General features: G+C 45.7%; 16 protein-coding genes. 2 read left to right on the top strand and 14 right to left on the bottom strand.

What is annotated here, in order from left to right; all coding sequences use genetic code 11:
* From MKY87_RS24630 to leuB, 5 genes are all read right to left on the bottom strand, one after another.
* The gene (locus MKY87_RS24630; protein ID WP_340966625.1) at nucleotides 1–966 is read right to left on the bottom strand and encodes an AAA family ATPase; all 966 of its coding nucleotides are present in this window, start codon (nucleotides 964–966) and stop codon (nucleotides 1–3) included.
* A gap of 121 nt (nucleotides 967–1,087) precedes the next feature.
* Nucleotides 1,088–2,194: an ATP-binding protein gene (locus MKY87_RS24625; RefSeq protein WP_338592902.1), complete on the bottom strand. Its 1,107-nt coding sequence runs from the start codon at nucleotides 2,192–2,194 to the stop codon at nucleotides 1,088–1,090.
* Nucleotides 2,195–2,641: 447 nt separating this feature from the next.
* Complete coding sequence (locus MKY87_RS24620; protein ID WP_017689649.1) at nucleotides 2,642–3,058, bottom strand: hypothetical protein; 417 nt, start codon at nucleotides 3,056–3,058, stop codon at nucleotides 2,642–2,644.
* A gap of 356 nt (nucleotides 3,059–3,414) precedes the next feature.
* Nucleotides 3,415–3,954, bottom strand: a complete 540-nt coding sequence (locus MKY87_RS24615) for a peroxiredoxin (RefSeq protein WP_036610146.1) — start codon at nucleotides 3,952–3,954, stop codon at nucleotides 3,415–3,417.
* A gap of 277 nt (nucleotides 3,955–4,231) precedes the next feature.
* Nucleotides 4,232–5,317: a 3-isopropylmalate dehydrogenase gene (gene leuB / locus MKY87_RS24610; RefSeq protein WP_133384120.1), complete on the bottom strand. Its 1,086-nt coding sequence runs from the start codon at nucleotides 5,315–5,317 to the stop codon at nucleotides 4,232–4,234.
* A gap of 233 nt (nucleotides 5,318–5,550) precedes the next feature.
* Between leuB and MKY87_RS24605 the strand changes: the two genes are divergently transcribed.
* On the top strand, nucleotides 5,551–6,531 hold the full coding sequence (locus MKY87_RS24605) for an aldo/keto reductase (RefSeq protein WP_221822893.1): 981 nt from the start codon (nucleotides 5,551–5,553) through the stop codon (nucleotides 6,529–6,531).
* Nucleotides 6,532–6,913: 382 nt separating this feature from the next.
* On the opposite strand, the gene MKY87_RS24600 is transcribed toward MKY87_RS24605, so the two are convergent.
* From MKY87_RS24600 to ilvB, 4 genes are all read right to left on the bottom strand, one after another.
* Nucleotides 6,914–8,455, bottom strand: a complete 1,542-nt coding sequence (locus tag MKY87_RS24600; protein ID WP_340966621.1) for a 2-isopropylmalate synthase — start codon at nucleotides 8,453–8,455, stop codon at nucleotides 6,914–6,916.
* Between the two features lie 140 nt (nucleotides 8,456–8,595).
* Nucleotides 8,596–9,588: a ketol-acid reductoisomerase gene (gene ilvC, locus MKY87_RS24595; RefSeq protein ID WP_036669754.1), complete on the bottom strand. Its 993-nt coding sequence runs from the start codon at nucleotides 9,586–9,588 to the stop codon at nucleotides 8,596–8,598.
* A 261-nt stretch (nucleotides 9,589–9,849) separates the two neighbouring features.
* Nucleotides 9,850–10,332, bottom strand: a complete 483-nt coding sequence (gene ilvN, locus MKY87_RS24590) for an acetolactate synthase small subunit (RefSeq protein ID WP_024628317.1) — start codon at nucleotides 10,330–10,332, stop codon at nucleotides 9,850–9,852.
* Nucleotides 10,329–12,080 (bottom strand): biosynthetic-type acetolactate synthase large subunit, encoded by a 1,752-nt coding sequence (gene ilvB / locus MKY87_RS24585; protein WP_091032851.1) that lies wholly within the window; start codon nucleotides 12,078–12,080, stop codon nucleotides 10,329–10,331. The genes ilvN and ilvB overlap by 4 nt, the downstream gene beginning before the upstream one ends.
* Nucleotides 12,081–12,683: 603 nt before the next feature.
* Between ilvB and MKY87_RS24580 the strand changes: the two genes are divergently transcribed.
* A complete protein-coding gene (locus tag MKY87_RS24580) occupies nucleotides 12,684–13,127 on the top strand; it encodes a GNAT family N-acetyltransferase (RefSeq protein ID WP_237176231.1) in 444 nt (147 codons plus the stop codon).
* Nucleotides 13,128–13,133: 6 nt separating this feature from the next.
* Here the strand turns inward: MKY87_RS24580 and MKY87_RS24575 are convergent, their stop codons facing one another.
* The 5 genes from MKY87_RS24575 to MKY87_RS24555 form a co-directional block, all read right to left on the bottom strand.
* A complete protein-coding gene (locus MKY87_RS24575; RefSeq protein ID WP_047842246.1) occupies nucleotides 13,134–13,523 on the bottom strand; it encodes a hypothetical protein in 390 nt (129 codons plus the stop codon).
* Between the two features lie 214 nt (nucleotides 13,524–13,737).
* Nucleotides 13,738–14,700, bottom strand: a complete 963-nt coding sequence (locus tag MKY87_RS24570; protein ID WP_062833426.1) for an ABC transporter permease — start codon at nucleotides 14,698–14,700, stop codon at nucleotides 13,738–13,740.
* Nucleotides 14,701–15,780, bottom strand: coding sequence for an ABC transporter permease (locus tag MKY87_RS24565; protein ID WP_074094292.1), 1,080 nt, complete (start codon nucleotides 15,778–15,780; stop codon nucleotides 14,701–14,703).
* Complete coding sequence (locus MKY87_RS24560; RefSeq protein ID WP_127544457.1) at nucleotides 15,773–17,311, bottom strand: ABC transporter ATP-binding protein; 1,539 nt, start codon at nucleotides 17,309–17,311, stop codon at nucleotides 15,773–15,775. The genes MKY87_RS24565 and MKY87_RS24560 overlap by 8 nt, the downstream gene beginning before the upstream one ends.
* Nucleotides 17,312–17,612: 301 nt before the next feature.
* A complete protein-coding gene (locus MKY87_RS24555) occupies nucleotides 17,613–18,653 on the bottom strand; it encodes a BMP family lipoprotein (protein WP_339784970.1) in 1,041 nt (346 codons plus the stop codon).
* Nucleotides 18,654–18,894: the final 241 nt, after the last annotated feature.

Here is an 18,894-nt window from a genome sequence, read left to right as displayed (position 1 = left end):
TTAACGCCCGCTTGTAGCGAGATTCTCCGTAGGCACTTCTGTCTGATTCAGAAGTTCCTGGATGATACGCTCCGCCAAGCCCTCTTGTTGTCTGATCCGATTACGAAATACCAGTCGATGGGCCAGCACAGGTTCCGCCAGAACTTTAATATCATCAGGCAAAACAAAGTCTCTGCCATGCAGTGCAGCCCAGGCCTGACTTGCCTTAAGTAATGCCTGAGCCCCTCGTGGACTTACGCCAAGCGAGAGCTCGGGATGTTGCCTTGTCGCTTCGGTTAACTGAATGATATATCGTAACAAATCTTCGTTGATTTGCACTGTTTTATACGTATCCTGCGCCTTCAAAAGTTCTTCACGACTGATCACTGCCGAGAGATCATCAACAGAACGACTGGCTACCGTACGTCTCAAAATTTCTACACTCTCTTCACTGCTTGGATAACCCATACGAATTTTCATCATAAAACGATCCATCTGAGCTTCAGGTAGTGGAAAAGTTCCCTGGTTATCTATAGGATTCTGGGTAGCAATAACGATAAATGGCCGTTCCAGTTGTCTCGTTGAACCGTCGATACTGATCTGGCGCTCTTCCATGCACTCCAGCAAGCTTGATTGTGTACGCGGTGTAGCCCGGTTAATCTCATCGGCTAGTACAAGATTGGCAAACAAGGGGCCGGGTCGGAACTCAAAATCCCCTTCTTTTTGATTAAAAAAATGAATCCCTGTTAAGTCCGAGGGCAGCAAGTCCGGTGTGAACTGTATCCGTTGGAATGTGCAGTCCAATGAAGAGGCTACCGATTTGGCAAGCATCGTTTTCCCGGTACCCGGTACATCCTCCAGCAGCACATGTCCTGACGCTATGATCGCTGTCATCACCAGTTCTATGGTATGCTCTTTTCCCACAATCACTTGTCCCACGTGATCCATCAATTGTTGATTCATTCGTTCCATTCCTTGGATTTCCATCTGCATCTCATCCTTCCGCTATGGAGCTTATGTATTCGCATTCATTACTAACTATAACCGTTATTGGCAACATAAAACAAAGGAGTTGGCAAATGACCAACTCCTTAACTCCCCGCTTTTCTCAATATACCAAGGGTAACATAATCATAAACCGCGTGCCTTCGCCCTTTTTGCTATCCACAGAGATGGTGCCTCCATGGTTCTTGATGATTCGGTAACTAACCGAGAGTCCAAGCCCCGTTCCGCTCTCCTTGGTCGTGAAGAATGGATCAAACAGACGTACAAGCGTGTTATGGTCCATCCCATGACCGTTATCCGCGATGGAGATCTGCACGAACTTGTTTTCCGTGGCGGTAGATATTCGAATTAGACCCGTATGTTCTTCGCCGACTTCCTCAATGGCATCCATTGCGTTTTTCACCATATTCAAAATAACCTGCTTAATCTGTTTGACATCAATGGACACATTCAACGGGGCATCCCCTTCATCCAGTACGATCTCGCATCCCTTCATCAAACCTTCGCTTTCGGTCAGCAAGACCACCTCTTTGAGCAAAGAGTCGACGGATATCACGGTCTTCTGTGGAGCTGACGGTTTGGAAGAATTCAAAAATTCGTAGATGATGTCATTCGCCCGATCAATCTCCGTCAGTATGATTCGAGCGTACTCGTCTTTGCCGAGCTGCAGCAAATGGGGCCTGAGCAGTTGGATGAACCCACGGATTGCAGTCAACGGATTACGAATTTCATGAGCAATAGATGCTGAAATTCGCCCCAGCATCGCAAGTTTGTCATTTTGATAAGCGGTCTGTTCAATTTGTTTATAATCAGATACATCTTTGACGCTGAACAAGAAGTCGCCATCCATCTGATCACCGTACGTCACAGTAACCAGCCAATGCCTTCCGTATTCATCAATCAATTCATGATAGCGCTTACGGTGAAAAATGGTTTCCCGATAGATTCGTAAAATTTTCTTTTTCTTGAATCGGCTCATCTGTGGATGATGCAGCATTTGCATCAGGGTGCAGCCGCTCAACAGACTTCTTGGAAGTTCCAACAACTTTGCCATCTGAACGTTAATAAACGTCAATACACCGTGACTGTCAAACAACATAATACCGCTATCCAGATGTTCCAGTACATTCTCGTACTTGTTGTTATCCAGATGCACAGGCGGGAATCCATCCGTTGGTTGAGGCACTGTATCCTGAAATTCACTAATCATGTCAGGTTCCTCCTTTTCACGTAAATGATAAACTTGCCATTCGGACATCATATCATCACAGAAACAGGAAGGGCCGATTTTATTTTTCATTACCGGTGCCCTTTCGTTGGGGGGCTGAGCCGAAAATATGGATGGCATGGCCGGAACTCAAGCTGGTCTATTCCCGGTAACCAACAGTCGATCCGGAAAATCATATACGTTTGTCCCATTCTGACCTTCTCCTATTCCCAAACACGAACATTTTTTGCTCCGCCTCTTTTGCAAGTCTGTTTTTATCATAGACAAGTTTATAGAAGAGAGTCAATCGGAGAAAGTGTCGAATGGAAATTATTTTAAAAAAAACCTCGAATTAGTTCCAGAATACAGCACAAAAACGAAGCCGTTTCACCCAATAGGCAAATCAGCTTCGTTTTTAATATCTTTAATTGGTGATATATCCGAGTTCATCTATAGTCCGGTCTTATTATGCTGAATTTTCAGTCTGCGCTGACTCATCACAGCTAATCGACGTTTAAGTTCGCTTTCCCACTTCTCGTCTTTGGTTTCTTTGGCGAGCCTGAGCAAATCCAGAGCCATATCAATCTGGCGCTGCACAATGACCATGGCATCCTCGCTCTCACGGTTTACACAGTTTTCAAAAATCGCATCTTCATCTTCTGTCACATAATCTTGAAAATCGATCTCGGATGCACCGTCTCCATGCGCATATTCAGCCAGAATTTCGTATTCGTTTTCCACTTTATAATGCACCTCAACCCGATGACACACCGGGCAAAACAGCAGGGGAACATTATGAACCTGGGTGCGGTAATGCTTCAGCGTGCCCTTCGTTCCAACCATACTTGCCCCACAACAGTAACTCATTTTTGTTCACCCTCCTTATTACGTGCCGGGACTTTTTTGTTAAAATGCCATCCCGTACACTTCCAGCACTTCCGAAAAGGAATAGTTCCATCAGTGTATCACATTCATGTACAGATTATAAATGCAGAGCACCGGAATATTTACCGGGTTTCCATACCCTATTCGCCTTTAAGGCCATCAATTCCTCTTTCAACAGATAAAAAGAAGACTTTCTTCTAATATATTATTAACACGCTTAGCTGCTTGTTCAAACACTTTTGATTAACTTCGTAATAACTTTTGGCAAAAGGGTGCAAAAAGCCCTCAATCCCTAACGGGATGAGGGCTTGAACAAAAACCGTTCAAGTTAACCTGGCTTACAGGTTAGTGTCGCCTGGTTTCCAGTTCATTGCACACAATCCGCCGGATTGCAGTGCTTGCAGTACGCGAAGTGTTTCTTCAACACTACGGCCTACATCGTTGTGGTTAACCACTTGATATTTCAATTCACCTTCTGGATCGATGATGAACAAGCCGCGCAATGCTACGCCTTCTTCTTCGATCAGAACGCCGTAATCTTTAGCCACTTGCTTCGTGATGTCAGAAGCCAGCGGGAAGTTCAATTGACCCAGACCATTGCTGTCTACAGGTGTGTTGATCCATGCTTTGTGGCTGTGTACGGAGTCTACGCTCACGCCAAGGATTTCAGTATCCAAAGCTTTGAATTGCTCGGAAGCAACGCTCAAAGCTGTAATTTCAGTTGGGCACACAAATGTGAAGTCCAAAGGATAAAAGAAGAATACAAGCCATTTGCCACGATAATCGGACAGTTTAACGGAACCGAAATCTTGTCCGTCTCCCGATACTGTTTCCATTGCGAAATCCGGTGCTGGTCTACCAACCAAACGTTCTGCCATAACTAAAAATTCCTCCTTTGGGATTATGTAAGCATCCTTGCGGATTGCTCATCATCAAGAAAAACGCGAACGCTTTTCCTGTAATTAAAATGATTTGATACTTGATAACAAGTACAAGTAAAATGTTATCATCCGGACTTCCCAAAGTCAAGATTATAAACATTATTTTTTTATAATAATTATAAATAAGGATTTTTCGTGGCAAAAACGATAAAGGAACAGCCCTCTGTACATTCCATAACTGGAAACAAAGGGCTGCCTGTAGTTGATAATATAATTACGCCTGTTTCTGAATAGCCGCTACGATCAAATCGCCCATTTCGGTCGTGCTGATCGCTGTACTCTTGTCTACAGCAATATCACTTGTGCGGTGTCCTGCGTTCAATACATCCGACACAGCTGCTTCAATAGCATCCGCACCTTCTGCATAACCAAAGGTTGTGCGGAACATCAATGCCAAAGATAGAATGGTTGCAATCGGATTAGCGAGGCCTTGACCTGCGATATCCGGTGCAGAACCGTGTACCGGCTCATAGAGTCCAAAGCTGCCCTCTCCCAGTGATGCAGATGCGAGCATACCGATGGAACCTGTCAACATCGCTGCTTCATCACTCAAGATATCTCCGAACATGTTTTCCGTTACGATGACATCGAAGCTAGACGGACGACGCAGCAATTGCATCGCGCAGTTGTCTACCAGTACATGCTCCAGTTCAACATCCGGATAATCCGGTGCTACCCGGTTCACGACTTCACGCCAGAGACGGGAAGTTTCCAATACGTTGGCTTTGTCTACAGAAGCCAGCTTTTTGCGACGTCCTTGCGCAATTTCGAACGCCTGACGAACGATCCGCTCCACTTCCGTTACATTATATGCACAAGTATCTACTGCCTCTTCGCCCTGTGCACTTTCACGTCTGAACTTCTCTCCGAAGTAGATACCACCTGTCAACTCACGTACCACCATCAAATCTGTACCTTCAAGTACTTCCGGCTTCAGAGTTGAAGCATCCTTCAGGCAATCAAATACGACAGCCGGACGAAGGTTGGAGAACAATCCGAGTGCTTTACGAATACCCAGCAGGCCTGTTTCCGGGCGAAGCTCCTTACTGTTGTTATCCCATTTTGGACCGCCAACCGCTCCAAGCAGGACTGCATCTGCACTTTTACATACAGTCAATGTTTCTTCAGGAAGAGGTGTACCCTTCTCATCAATTGCGATTCCACCAAACAGCGCATGCTCTGTCTCAAAACGATAACCGAATACTTCCTCCGTACGTTTAAGCACTTTCTCAGCCTCAGCTACGACTTCAGGGCCGATTCCATCACCAGCAATAACTGCAATTTTTTTCACGTCTGCCATTGGGTTGTCCACTCCTTATATTTCATTCATTAATTATTCATAAAGTAACGTCTCATATTAACTCTCTCTTTTGTATCATATTCCAAGGTCATTTGACCAAGATATACAATCTATGACTTTAATAGATTTTACCTATAAGCTAATAGAGATTGGCCTTTCCAAGTTGTTCCTGACCTCCCGGTGGGGTAAAATATAGCTGAATTCAAATCAGGTACGCAGGAGGGATAAGCAACATGCAATATTCGTATTTGGGTAAATCAGGCCTCAAGGTCAGCCGAATCTGTCTCGGTACTATGAATTTCGGGCCTGCTACAGATGAAAAAGAAGCTTTCCGCATTATGGACGCAGCACTTGATGCAGGCGTGAACTTTTTTGATACCGCTAACATCTACGGCTGGGGTGAGAATTCCGGTCTTACCGAAGAAATTATCGGACGCTGGTTCAATCAGGGCGGGGGCAGACGTGAAAAAGTGGTTCTGGCCACCAAAGTCTATGGCTCCATGCATGATGATACAGATGGCCCCAACAACGAAGCTGGCCTTTCCGCCTACAAAATCAGACGGCATCTGGAGGGTTCCCTCCGCCGCTTACAGACCGATCATATCGAGCTGTACCAGATGCACCATGTGGACCCTGCCGTATCGTGGAACGAACTGTGGGGCGCATTTGAGAATGCCGTTCATCAAGGTAAGATCGGTTATGTAGGATCGAGTAACTTTGCTGCATGGCAGATTGCAATCGCTCAAAGCGAAGCCAAGAATCGCCATTTCCTCGGCCTGGTTTCCGAACAACATAAATATAGTCTCAACTGTCGTTTGCCTGAATTGGAAGTACTGCCCGCAGCCAAAGAGCTGGGCCTCGGCGTCATTCCATGGAGTCCACTGGATGGTGGATTACTGGGACGTAACGCTCTGCAGAAGCTGGAAGGAACACGCAGTGGCGGCATCGCTGGACGGATCGAGCAGCAGCAGACTCAGCTTGAAGACTTTGCCGCACTCTGTCGTGATCTCGGTGAACCACAGGATACGGTGGCTTTGGCATGGGTTGCAGCCAATCCGGCAGTGACCGCCCCGATTATCGGACCGCGTACGCTGGAGCAGTTTGAGACCGCACTCAAATGTCTGGACGTGACTTTGGATGAAGCTGTGCTCAAACGTCTGGATGAGATTTTCCCGGGTCCAGGTGGACATGCACCTAATGCATACGCGTGGTAATAGCTTGATAGCGTAAGCCAATGCAATAGGTAAGCGTAGAAAATGTACTGTATTTCACTGCCATAATTATATAAATCAGCATTTTGCATAATTCGAATTATACCGCTCACGGGTACAAGATATAGACGAACAGAATCATTTCGATCTATATCTTGCTGATTGGAAGACGCTTAGAGGATTTATGCAAAATGTTTAAATACAAGCAAAAGAGTCTGACCCTCCACAGGAGAGTCAGACTCTTTACGTCCCTCACTAAACGTAACAAAGCAAGCCGAAAGATCTACCACATCAATTCAGATCAAGATAGATCTTCCTGGCAGCGTACATACGTCCCAGCTTAAAGTTCAGTTCAAAGAAGAGGGCGTGCTTCTTTCATCGGAGCCTACAGGTTAACGTTTACACGGTTCGTATATGTTTTGCGTTTCTCAATCAATTGGTTCAGACCGTCCACATAAGCACGTGCACTTGCACCAAGTATATCCGTACTTACACCACGTCCTCGTACCGACACCTGATTTTGAGTCAACACAACATGTACTTCACCCAATGCATCCTTACCATGCGTTACCGATTTGATGGAATAGTCAGACAACGTTACGTCTTCCCCACTCACCTGGTCAATCGCGTTGTAGATTGCATCTACCGATCCGTTACCCTCTGCTTGCTTCTCGATCGTATCCCCGTCAAGCGTCGCAATGCGGACTTTGGCCGTTGGTACCGATTCATCTCCGTACGTTACGAAGATGGATTCCAGTTTATACACCTCAGGTGCATCCTGCAATTTCTCTTCAATTACAGCGAGCAGATCTTCATCAGTAACTTCTTTTTTCTTATCAGCCAGATCTTTGAACTGAGCGAAAGCACGATTCAATGCTTCTTCTTCCAGCTCATACCCCAGATCAATCAACCGTTCACGGAAGGCATGACGACCAGAATGTTTACCCAGTACAAGTTTGCTTTCCTTCAGACCGATGGACTCTGGAGTCATAATCTCATACGTTGTTTTTTCCTTCAACATGCCATCCTGGTGAATCCCGGATTCATGTGCGAAGGCATTCGCCCCAACAATGGCTTTGTTTCCGGGCACAACCATCCCTGTCAAACGGCTAACCAAACGACTGGTCCGTGCAATCTCAGACAACTGCAGCGATGTTTTCGCTTGGAAAAATTCCTGACGTGTCTCCAGCGCCATAGCAATTTCCTCGATCGCCGTGTTCCCGGCACGTTCACCAATACCATTGATCGTACCTTCGATCTGATCGGCTCCGTTGAGAATGGCTGCAAGTGTATTGGCCGTCGCCATACCCAGGTCATTATGACAGTGGGCACTCAGCTGTACCTTTTCAATGCCGTGTACATTCTCCTTGAGATGTTTGAAAATGTTTCCGTATTCATATGGGCTCAGGTAACCAACCGTATCCGGAATATTCACGACGGCTGCACCTTCTTCCACAGCCATATTCACCATTTCCACGAGGAAATCATACTCGGTACGACCTGCATCCTCAAGTGAGAATTCAATCTTCGAGAATGTTTTCTTTGCATAACGAATCGCGGAACGAGCTGTATCCAGTACCTGCGCTTTGTCCATGCGCAATTTATGTTGGCGGTGAATAGGTGAAGTTGCCAGGAAAACGTGAATGCACGGGTCCTGTGCACCTTTAAGTGCTTCTTTAACCGCATCAATGTCTTGCTCTCTGGAACGGGACAAGCCAATTACAGTCACATTTTTGACCGCATTTGCTACTGCATTGACAGCTGCCAGGTCACCTGGAGATGCCGCCGGGAAACCCGCTTCCATCCGGTCAATGCCCAGCCGCTCGAGCTGATGGGCAATTTCCACCTTTTCACGAGTGTTCAGATTGACTCCCGGGGATTGCTCTCCATCACGCAGCGTTGTGTCAAATACATAGATTTTACGCACGCTTCGCACCTCCTGTACTTGTTATTATATGTTTCTCTGAACCAGCAATAGCGGCTCACGCATAAAGCACGGCCGCTATTCCCAGTTAAAGCTCTAAGTTTACTTGAATACCTTAAAGTACATGTTCTAGAAGTTAATGCTTACTTCTTGATCCAGTGCATCATCTCACGCAATTGTCCGCCAACCACTTCGATTGGGTGTTCAGCTTCGTTACGACGAGTTGCTGTCAAGAATGCACGTCCGGATTGGTTTTCCAGAATGAAGTCGCGTGCGAATTTACCTTGTTGGATATCCGTCAGCACTTCTTTCATTGCTTTCTTCGTATCTTCAGTTACCACGCGAGGTCCAGTTACATAGTCACCGTACTCAGCTGTGTTACTGATGGAATCACGCATGCTTGAAAGTCCGCCTTCATACATCATGTCAACGATCAGCTTCAGTTCGTGCAGACATTCGAAGTATGCCATTTCAGGAGCGTAACCCGCTTCTGTCAATGTTTCGAATCCAGCTTTTACCAATGCACTCACACCACCACACAGAACAGCTTGCTCACCGAACAGATCTGTTTCTGTTTCTTCACGGAAGGAAGTTTCGATAACCCCTGCGCGTGTACAACCGATACCTTTAGCATAAGCCAAACCGATTTCTTTAGCTTTACCCGTTGCATCTTGCTCAATCGCGATCAGGCCTGGTACACCAAAACCTTCCACATAAGTACGACGTACCATGTGACCAGGGGACTTAGGAGCTACCAGCAATACATCGCTGTTTTTTGGAGCAACGATTTGACCGAAATGAACGTTGAAACCGTGTGAGAAGAGCAATGCAGCGCCTTCTTTCAGGTTTGGTTCGATTTCGTTTTTGTATACAGAAGCTTGAGTTTCGTCTGGCAGCAAGATTTGAACTACATCTGCGCGGCTTGTTGCTTCAGCCGGGGACAGAACTTCAAATCCGTCATTTTTTGCAGTGTCGAAGGATTTACCTTCACGAAGTCCGATGACTACGTTCAATCCGCTATCACGAAGGTTTTGAGCTTGGGCGTGGCCCTGGCTACCATAACCGATTACCGCGATCGTTTTTCCTTTCAATACGTTAAGCTCTGCATCCTGTTCATAATAAGTAGTTACTGGCATGTTTATAAGTCCTCCTTTGTATTGTAAAGAACCCTTCATTAATGAGCGGGTGTCTCAAGGGACCGACTCACTTGGCGTATCAAAAGCATCTCTGGTCTGATCCGATCCGTTCAGACACCCGCCCATTAATGCGGGAATGTAGCTATATTTTCAAGCGTTACATCACTAAAATGTTAAATTACAACTGTTAAGGGACTGACACTCACATAAGATCAACTGTATATGTTAGCTAACCGTCGTCCCTCTTCATTCATTATAGCTTTATACGTTGCCGCGTACCAATGCAGTTATGCCTGTACGGGACAATTCGCGAATGCCATATGGCTTGAGCAATTCAATCATAGCATCAATTTTGTCCGTATCTCCGACTACCTGCACAATCAGGCTGCCTGGACCTACATCTACAACGGATGCGCGGAATGTTTCTACCACACCCAGAATCTCAGGACGCTCGGAAGGCTCTGCTTTCACTTTGATCAAGGCAAGTTCCCGGGCTACCATCGGTTTCAGGCTGAAATCAACCACTTTAATAACATCGATGATTTTGTACAATTGTTTCTCAATCTGCTCCAGCGTTTTATCGTCACCAATGGTGACAATAACCATCCGGGAGAGTCCAGGTTCTTCCGATTGACCTACTGTAATACTCTCAATGTTAAATCCGCGTCGACCGAACAACCCTGATACCCGCTGAAGGACGCCAGGCTGATCGTTTACCAGTATCGAGATCGTATGTCTTATCATTCGTCAGCATCCCCCATCAGCATTTGATCAATTGTCGCTCCTTGCGGAACCATTGGATATACATTTTCTTCCTTGCGTACTACGAATTCAACAACGACTGGTCCTGGTGTATCCAAGGCTTCCTGCCAAGCACGCTGGGCTTCTTCCTTGTTGGTTGCACGCAATCCTTTTACGCCATAAGCTTCAGCCAGTTTTACAAAATCCGGACTTCCTGCCAGATCAATATGGCTGTAACGGTTCTCATAGATGATCTCTTGCCATTGGCGAACCATTCCGAGTACCTGATTGTTAATGATTACGATTTTTACCGGTATATTGTTAATGGCACAGATCGCGAGTTCTTGGGAACACATCTGCATTCCGCCGTCACCGTTAATGGAGATAACGAGTCTGTCCGGATTGGCCATCTGAGCACCTATGGCAGAAGGGAATCCAAAGCCCATCGTTCCGAGACCACCCGAAGTTACCCAGGAACGCGGTTGATTAAATTTATAATATTGTGCTGCCCACATCTGATGTTGTCCCACATCCGTAGTTACAATCGCTTCACCTTTGGTTGTATCATTCAGCATTTCAACAACCCACTGGGGTTTCAGCACTTCGTCTGAATCCGTGTAACTGTAAGGTTTCTCTTGTTTCCACTGTTTGATCTGGTCTCTCCATGCATCTGCACGCTCTGCACGTCCAACTTCTTTGTTGGCTATTTCCAGTACCGTCTTCACATCACCAACGATTGGAATGTCGGTTGCAATGTTTTTACCAATCTCAGCCGGATCAATATCGATATGAACGATTTTGGCATGTGGAGCGAATCCATCCAGCTTGCCTGTTACCCGATCATCGAATCGTGCGCCGATATTAATCAGCAGGTCCGCTTTTTGAATAGCCTGATTGGAAGTGTACGTTCCGTGCATACCTGGCATACCCGTCCATAATTCATGACCGCTTGGGAATGCGCCTAGACCAAGGAGAGTAGTCGTAATTGGAATGCCTGTCTTCTCAACAAACTCGAACAGTTCTTCATGTCCTCCCGAGTATACCACACCGCCACCAGCCAGAATCATTGGGCGTTCTGCTTCCTGAATGGCTTGGGCCAAACGGTCAACCTGCAGTTTGTTTGGTACTGTCCGTGGATTGTACCCTCTCAATATAACAGGTTCAGTTGTTGGTTCAAACAATGTTTTGTTCGCTGATACATCTTTTGGAATGTCGATCAGTACAGGACCTTTACGACCGGTATTGGCAATATGGAATGCCTCATGAATTACGCTGGACAGATCTTTTACATCTTTCACCAGGTAACTGTGTTTGGTGATTGGCATTGTAATCCCCGTAATATCCGCTTCCTGGAAAGCATCTGAACCGATCAAGCTTGAAATAACGTTCCCCGTAATGACTACGAGTGGTACTGAATCCATATACGCTGTTGCAATACCTGTAACCAGATTCGTTGCTCCTGGTCCGGAAGTCGCGATGCAGACACCAACTTTGCCGCTTGCACGTGCATATCCGTCAGCTGCATGTATTGCACCTTGTTCGTGACGAGTGAGAACGTGTTTGAAATCCTCGAAACCATACATCGCATCGTAAATGTACAACACTGCGCCGCCCGGGTAACCAAATACGCACTCGACACCTTCAAGTAACAAGCTTCTCAGCAGAATTTCGGATCCGCTAATGACCTCCGGCTTCATCCATTTTTCACGTAATTCATCTGTTGACCGTACTTCTGGAATTTGAGCTCCCATCAGTCATCCTCCTCTCGAAATTTACACCATTCTGACATTTAAAGTTACAAAAAAAACCTTCCATCCCTGCAAACAAGTTCATGCTTGCGAGGGACGAAAGGTTATCGCTTCCGTGGTACCACCCAACTTTGCCCGAAATTTCGCAATAACGGACCTTACCAGGTACAACAAAACGAATAGCTCAAACGAACATAGTCGTTTCCCATACCTGTTGTCTGTAACGCAGACATACGATTTTCCCTAATACGCGAAAGGAGTGACATCCAGTGCTTTTCAGGAAAACAGCTCCGAGGTGAGCTCGTATATAAGGGATAATGGTGGTGGTTTCAGCAATTCCAGCCACTCTCTGAGCAAAAGAGCCCTTAAAACTTCGTCCTCTTCATAGCCGATGAAATATTCTCGTTAAATGTTAGGAACATTATATGATTCCTCCAACCGATAAGTCAATACCTGTTTTGCATAAAAATTCAGAGAACCTTCCTTCCTCCCTCTTCAGCCTATAAGGTTGCCCTAATCCCAGCGCTTCATTCAGTCACCTTTTATCTTGCTTCGGGCATAGGATATACGAGCAGCACGACTGGTCCTGAAAGGAGGCTCCGCATGGTGATTCGGCAACGCACATCCAAGCTGGATGATGGCGCCATCATGAAGCTGATTGACACTCAACTTGTTCCTTTATCCCATATGAGCGAAAAGGAAATTAATAAAATCCGCAAAGAAATACCCCTGCGAATGAACAGGGGCATGACCTTTGTTGTCTCGCCGGAGCCAGACAAAGCTGCTGTGGCATTCATCCATTTTCTCATGCATGGGGAATTGCTCTATGTCGATATGATGGCCGTTAGTCCGAAAGAACAACGCAAACGTTACGGGCAAACTTTGTTGCTCAAAGCAGAGAGCTTTGCGGCATCCCGAGGTTGTCGAAGATCTAAAGTAATGGTGGATGAGGGCAATACCAAAGGGCTTCAGTTTTATCAAAAAAATGGATACAGCGCGATTCGATACATCATGATAAGCCGCTGCTACGAATTGGAAAAAACATTATAGAATGTCCTAGAAAAATCCTGGTGGGCGTGGACCTGGACCATAAGGGCCGAATCCAGGACCAGGTCCATATCCGCCACCAGGTCCTCCAGGTCCATATCCCGGTCCGTAGCCTGGACCATATCCAGGGCCTGGTTTTGGTCCAGGTCCATATCCGGGACCGAAGCCGGGACCACCTCCATAAGCATAAGGCAGTGTGGCAATAGCGAGCAGATCAAACAATACCAGTGGCAGAATCGCTTTTGTACGTACTTTTTTCCCATTCAGACGCTTCAGTACCAGTTTGTTGCCCGATACTTTCAACAGCTTTCCCGTAACCCGAGTGCCGTCTTTTTTGATTGCAACAATATTTTTGCCTATTAATTTCATCGCTTCATCACGCGTAACTTGTTGTTTCATACTTTCCCCTCCTCCTCGGATCGTTCAAAACAGTGTATTCGTCCATCACTGAATTCGCCTGTTTCTTTGTCCCTACCTGAAAATATGGGTATCTGCACGAGAACCAAGTTAAGCATGTAAAAGTCGATGGGCGTTTAAGAAAACAAAAAAAGGCCCGCACAAGGCGGACCCTTTATCAAAACTCTGAATAGCTAACCTGATATGGGAAAGGTTGTTACCTTTTACCCGGATCATATGCTTCACCGAGTGCAGACGGAGCCGAAGAACGTCCAACCGCTGCAACGAGAACGATGATGGTAAGCAGGTAAGGCAACATAAAAATAATTTCCTGGGGAATACTTTGTGACCACTCAAACAACTGTACATAGTTTCGGATCGCTTGTGAGAATCCAAAGAAGACAGCCGCACCAAAGGCACCAATCGGATTCCACTTACCAAAGATCATAGCTGCAATGGCAATATAACCTTGGCCGGAAACCGTATTGTGTGAGAATGTACCCGTAGTCGTCAACGTAATCGCAGCTCCACCAATGGCCGCAAGCGCACCACTGATCATAACGCCAATATAGCGATAACGAAGCACTTTAACACCAACCGTATCAGCCGCACTTGGATGTTCACCTACAGAACGAAGGCGTAGACCAAATGGCGTTTTGAACATGATGTAATACGTCAGGAATACGAACAGAATGGCCAGATATGTCGTTGGATATACGTTCTTGAAGAAGGCTTCTCCAAGCAAAGGAATGTCTTTCAAGAATGGCACATCAAACTTGCTGAAGCCTTGAACCAACGGTGAATCACCAGAACCTTCAAACAACAGTTTAACCAAGTACAACGTACTTCCTGCTGCCAAAAAGTTAATGACGATACCACTGATAATCTGGTCTGCCTTAAATGTGATGGACGCAACGGCATGAATCAGCGATACCAGTACGCCCAATACAATCGCGAGCAAAACCCCCATCCAGGCCGATGTCGTTCCACCCATGCCCGCTTCTTGAGCATAATGCGCCCCGATTCCAGCTGCAAAGGCACCAAAGACCATAAAGCCTTCAAGTCCAAGGTTTGTTACACCTGATTTTTCCGAAAAAATTCCGCCGAGTGATGCAAAAATCAATGCCGTAGCAAAGACAAGCGTCGTATTGATAATTTGCCCAATTGTCAACAAGTCCATCTACAACACCTTCTCTTTCTTACGCTTCGAATAGAACGGTTTAAGTATCCAGCGCACGATGCCTTGTGCCGCAATGAAGAAGATAATCGAACCGATCACAATCCGAATAATCTCAGGCGGAACATCCGCAGCAAAACTCATACCTGCAGATCCGTACGTGAGGGTACCGAACAGCACTGCACCCAATAACACTCCAAATGGATGATTCAAACCAATCAGTGCAACCGCTATTCCGTCAAAGCCTGTACCTGGTGAACCCGACATTACGGTCTGGTAATGGAACACACCAAGAACCTGGAAGGCACCACCAAGACCGGCAAGCATACCACTGATAAACATCGCTTTTACGATATTCCGGTTAACATGCATACCTGCATATTCAGCCGCATTAGGGTTGTAACCTACCGCGCGGATTTCATAACCTTGTTTTGTTTTCCACATATAGATATAAAAGAGCACAGCCATCACAAGGGCAATCAACGTCCCCATGTGTACACGGGAATTGCCCATCAGTTCAGAGAGCCATGTCAAACTAATCGACGCCGATTCGCTGATATCCACGGAACGATTCTCGCCCTTCAACAGCAAGAATTGGCGTACGATAAGGTTGGCCAGATACAGACCAATCCAGTTCAACATGATACTACTGATAACTTCATTGACCCCACGTGCCGCCTTCAGATAACCAGCAATAGCGGCCCACAGACCACCAAACAATGCACCGGCAATCAAAGCCAGTGGCGCATGAAGGTAGATCGGCAAACCTGCAAATTTAACACCAACAAATGTTGCAGCGGTCATACCAACGAGAAATTGACCTTCTCCCCCGATGTTAAACAACCCTGCACGTGATGCAAATGCAAATGCAAGTCCAGTCATAATTAGTGGTGTCATTTCCCGTACTGCTTCACCAAAGTTGTACATGTCGCCAAATACCTTGGTGAACAATGCACCATAGGCTTCAATTGGATTGTAGCCACCAATCAGCATGACAACTCCACCGAGAATAAGACCCATAATAATAGCTACTACAGGCAAAATAAATGAATCTCGGGTAAACCATTTCAATACGTTATTCATGCGCAGTACCTCTCTTTTGGGTGCTGCCCGCCATCATCAAGCCGAGCTCCCTGTCATTGGTTTCTTCCGGCAGCACCTCGCCAACGATCTGTCCTTCATAAATAACTGCAATTCGGTCAGATACATTGATAATCTCATCAAGCTCAAATGAAATCAGCAGAACAGCCTTCCCTTGGTCGCGCTGTGCAATCAGTTGCTTTTGCACGAACTCAATAGCCCCTACATCCAAACCACGTGTTGGTTGCGCAGCGATAAGCAGTTCAGGGTTTTTATCTACCTCACGGGCGATAATGGCCTTTTGCTGGTTCCCTCCGGACAAGGACCGAGCTTTGGTCTCGATGCTTGGTGTACGCACGTCAAATGCCTCAACAAGCCGCTTCGCCTGCTGTTTGATGGCATCGAAGTTAAGGAACCCTTTACGGGTGTATGGTGCTTTATAATACGATTCCAGAACGATATTTTCACTCACTGAAAAATCAAGTACAAGTCCGTGTTTATGTCGATCTTCCGGAATGTGGGCTACACCCGATTCCGAGATATGGCGAGGAGAATGATTGGACAGCTCCTTGCCCTCCAAAAGAATCGAACCACTCTCTACTTTACGAAGTCCGGTAAGAGCTTCGATCAGTTCACTTTGCCCGTTACCATCCACGCCTGCGATTCCGACAATCTCTCCTGCACGTACGTTCAGGTTAAGTTGGTTCAGAACCGAAATACCTTCTTTATTTTTGGCCGTTAATTTACTGACTTCGAGCACATTGGCTCCAGGTGTAGCCGGCTTTTTGTCCACTTTGAATGTGACATTCCGCCCCACCATTTTCTCTGCCAGCTCATTCGGATTGGTTTCCGATGTTTTAACCGAATCAATTACTTTACCCCGACGAATAATGGTCACCGTATCGGAGATTTCCATAATCTCTTTCAGTTTGTGTGTGATCAAAATAATGGACTTTCCTTCAGCAGCAAGCTTCTTCATGATGATTATCAATTCTTTAATCTCTTGAGGAGTCAATACGGCTGTAGGCTCGTCAAAAATCAGAATATCTGCACCGCGATACAACGTTTTAACAATCTCTACACGTTGCTGCATTCCGACAGAAATATCATGAATTTTGGCATGAGGATTCACCTTCAGTCCATACTGTTCGGAAAGACGCTGAACTTCAGCGGCTGCTTTTTTATAGTTAATATTGAGACCCTTCGTTGGTTCAGATCCCAAAATAATGTTCTCTGTTACCGTGAACGGCTGTACAAGTTTAAAATGCTGATGCACCATGCCTATGCCAAGATCGATCGCTCGGTTAGGACTGTCGATGATGACAGGCTTGCCATTCACTTCAATGGAACCTTCATCTGGCTGATAGAGACCAAAAACAATATTCATCAACGTTGACTTACCAGCGCCGTTTTCGCCCAGTAGCGCATGGATCTCGCCTTTACGAAGCTGAAGGCTGATGGCGTCGTTGGCAACAATGCCTGGGAAACGCTTCGTAATTTGTTTTAACTCAACGACGGGGGTTGCTGCACCCATGTAATCACCCTTATAACTGATATAGTGTGGTTCCGCAAACGTAAAAAAAAACGTCTATCGACGTACTTTCAAAGAAGACAGACCTCGCTTAGCTGAAGTTTTTCTTGCGATAATCGAATGGTGCAACTCAATTAAGAACATATACATTCCATTATCTTAAGAAAAGCTCCTACCGGAGCGTTGGTGCACAGTGTGACCTTGTACAATTGTTATGATGACTTGATCAAATGTTCCTGTTCTTGCAATCATAAGGCCGGTCAAGACCGGCCCCAATGATTATTCTTTTGCAACGAAGATCAAATTACTCTGTAGGAACTTTGATTTCGCCGCTGATGATTTTTTCTTTGTACTCGTCCACTTTTGCAAGTGTATCAGCAGAAACATTTTTCGTGGAAGTATCAGCGACACCTACACCGTTGTCTTTCAAAGTCAGATTCTCAGCTCCGCCTTTGAAGGTACCATCGATGATTTCTTGGTTTACGCGCTTAACAGCTTCGTCAACTTTTTTGATCATGGAAGTCAAAGTGATCTCATCACCAAACTCAAGAGATTGGTCTTTGTCAACACCAATAACCCATACATCTTGACCTTGTTTCTTGCGAGCACTTGCTTCGATAAACACACCGTTACCTGTTGCGCCAGAAGCGTGGAAGATAATATCTACGCCTTCATTGTAAAGTGTTGCTGCTGCTGCTTTACCCAGGTCAGGTTTATCAAATGCACCTGTGTAGTTAGAAATGAATTTAGCGTCAGGGTTAACTGCTTTAACACCTTCTCTGAATCCAACTTCAAACTTTTTGATCAGTGGGCTTTCCATACCGCCAACAAAACCAATTTTGTTCGTTTTTGTTGTCAGACCCGCAACAACACCAACCAGGAAAGAGCCTTCTTCTTCAGCAAAAGTTACGGATTTAACATTAGGGGAATCCACTACGCTGTCAATGATCGCGAGTTTGGCATCCGGGTTTTGGTCAGCAACCGTTTTGATTGCATCAGCCAATTGGAAACCGATACCCCAAGTCAGATCATATCCACCTTTAACGAATTCGTTCAAGTTAGGAATGTATTCTTCATCGGATTTACTTTGCAGGTATTTAACAGCAGCACCTGTTTCTGTTTCAGTCGCTTGCAGAGCTTCCCAAGCGGATTGGTTAAAGGATTTGTCATTAACTCCACCTACGTCAGTAACCATACCGATTTTGAGGTCGGATTTCGCTTCAGTGGATGTGCCACCTGTATCTCCTCCGGCATTTGTTTCTTCTTTCGGTTTGCTACCGCAACCTGCGAGCATAACCGATACCGCCAGCAACATTACCAAAGACAAGCTGAGCATCTTTTTCATTTCTCTTTTTCCCCCTTAATGATATATCCCTCATTCCAATCCAGCCTACAATTGAACGGTTAACAGATAGCAGGAATGACTTTTATGCAGAATGTATGGTTTCTTCGACATTAAAAGCGCATTCTCACCCTTGAAGCATCCTATCATCTGTCGAAAAACCGAACATTATGACATGGAGAGAAAAATCTAGGACTAGCCTACTAGAGGTGATTATACAATCAACCAGTGTTAAAATCCAGAT

Source organism: Paenibacillus sp. FSL R7-0198, from assembly GCF_038000415.1.
Taxonomy (GTDB): Bacteria; Bacillota; Bacilli; order Paenibacillales; family Paenibacillaceae; genus Paenibacillus.
The sequence above is the reverse complement of the archived record's forward strand: the minus strand, read 5'-3'. Positions and strand labels throughout refer to the sequence as shown.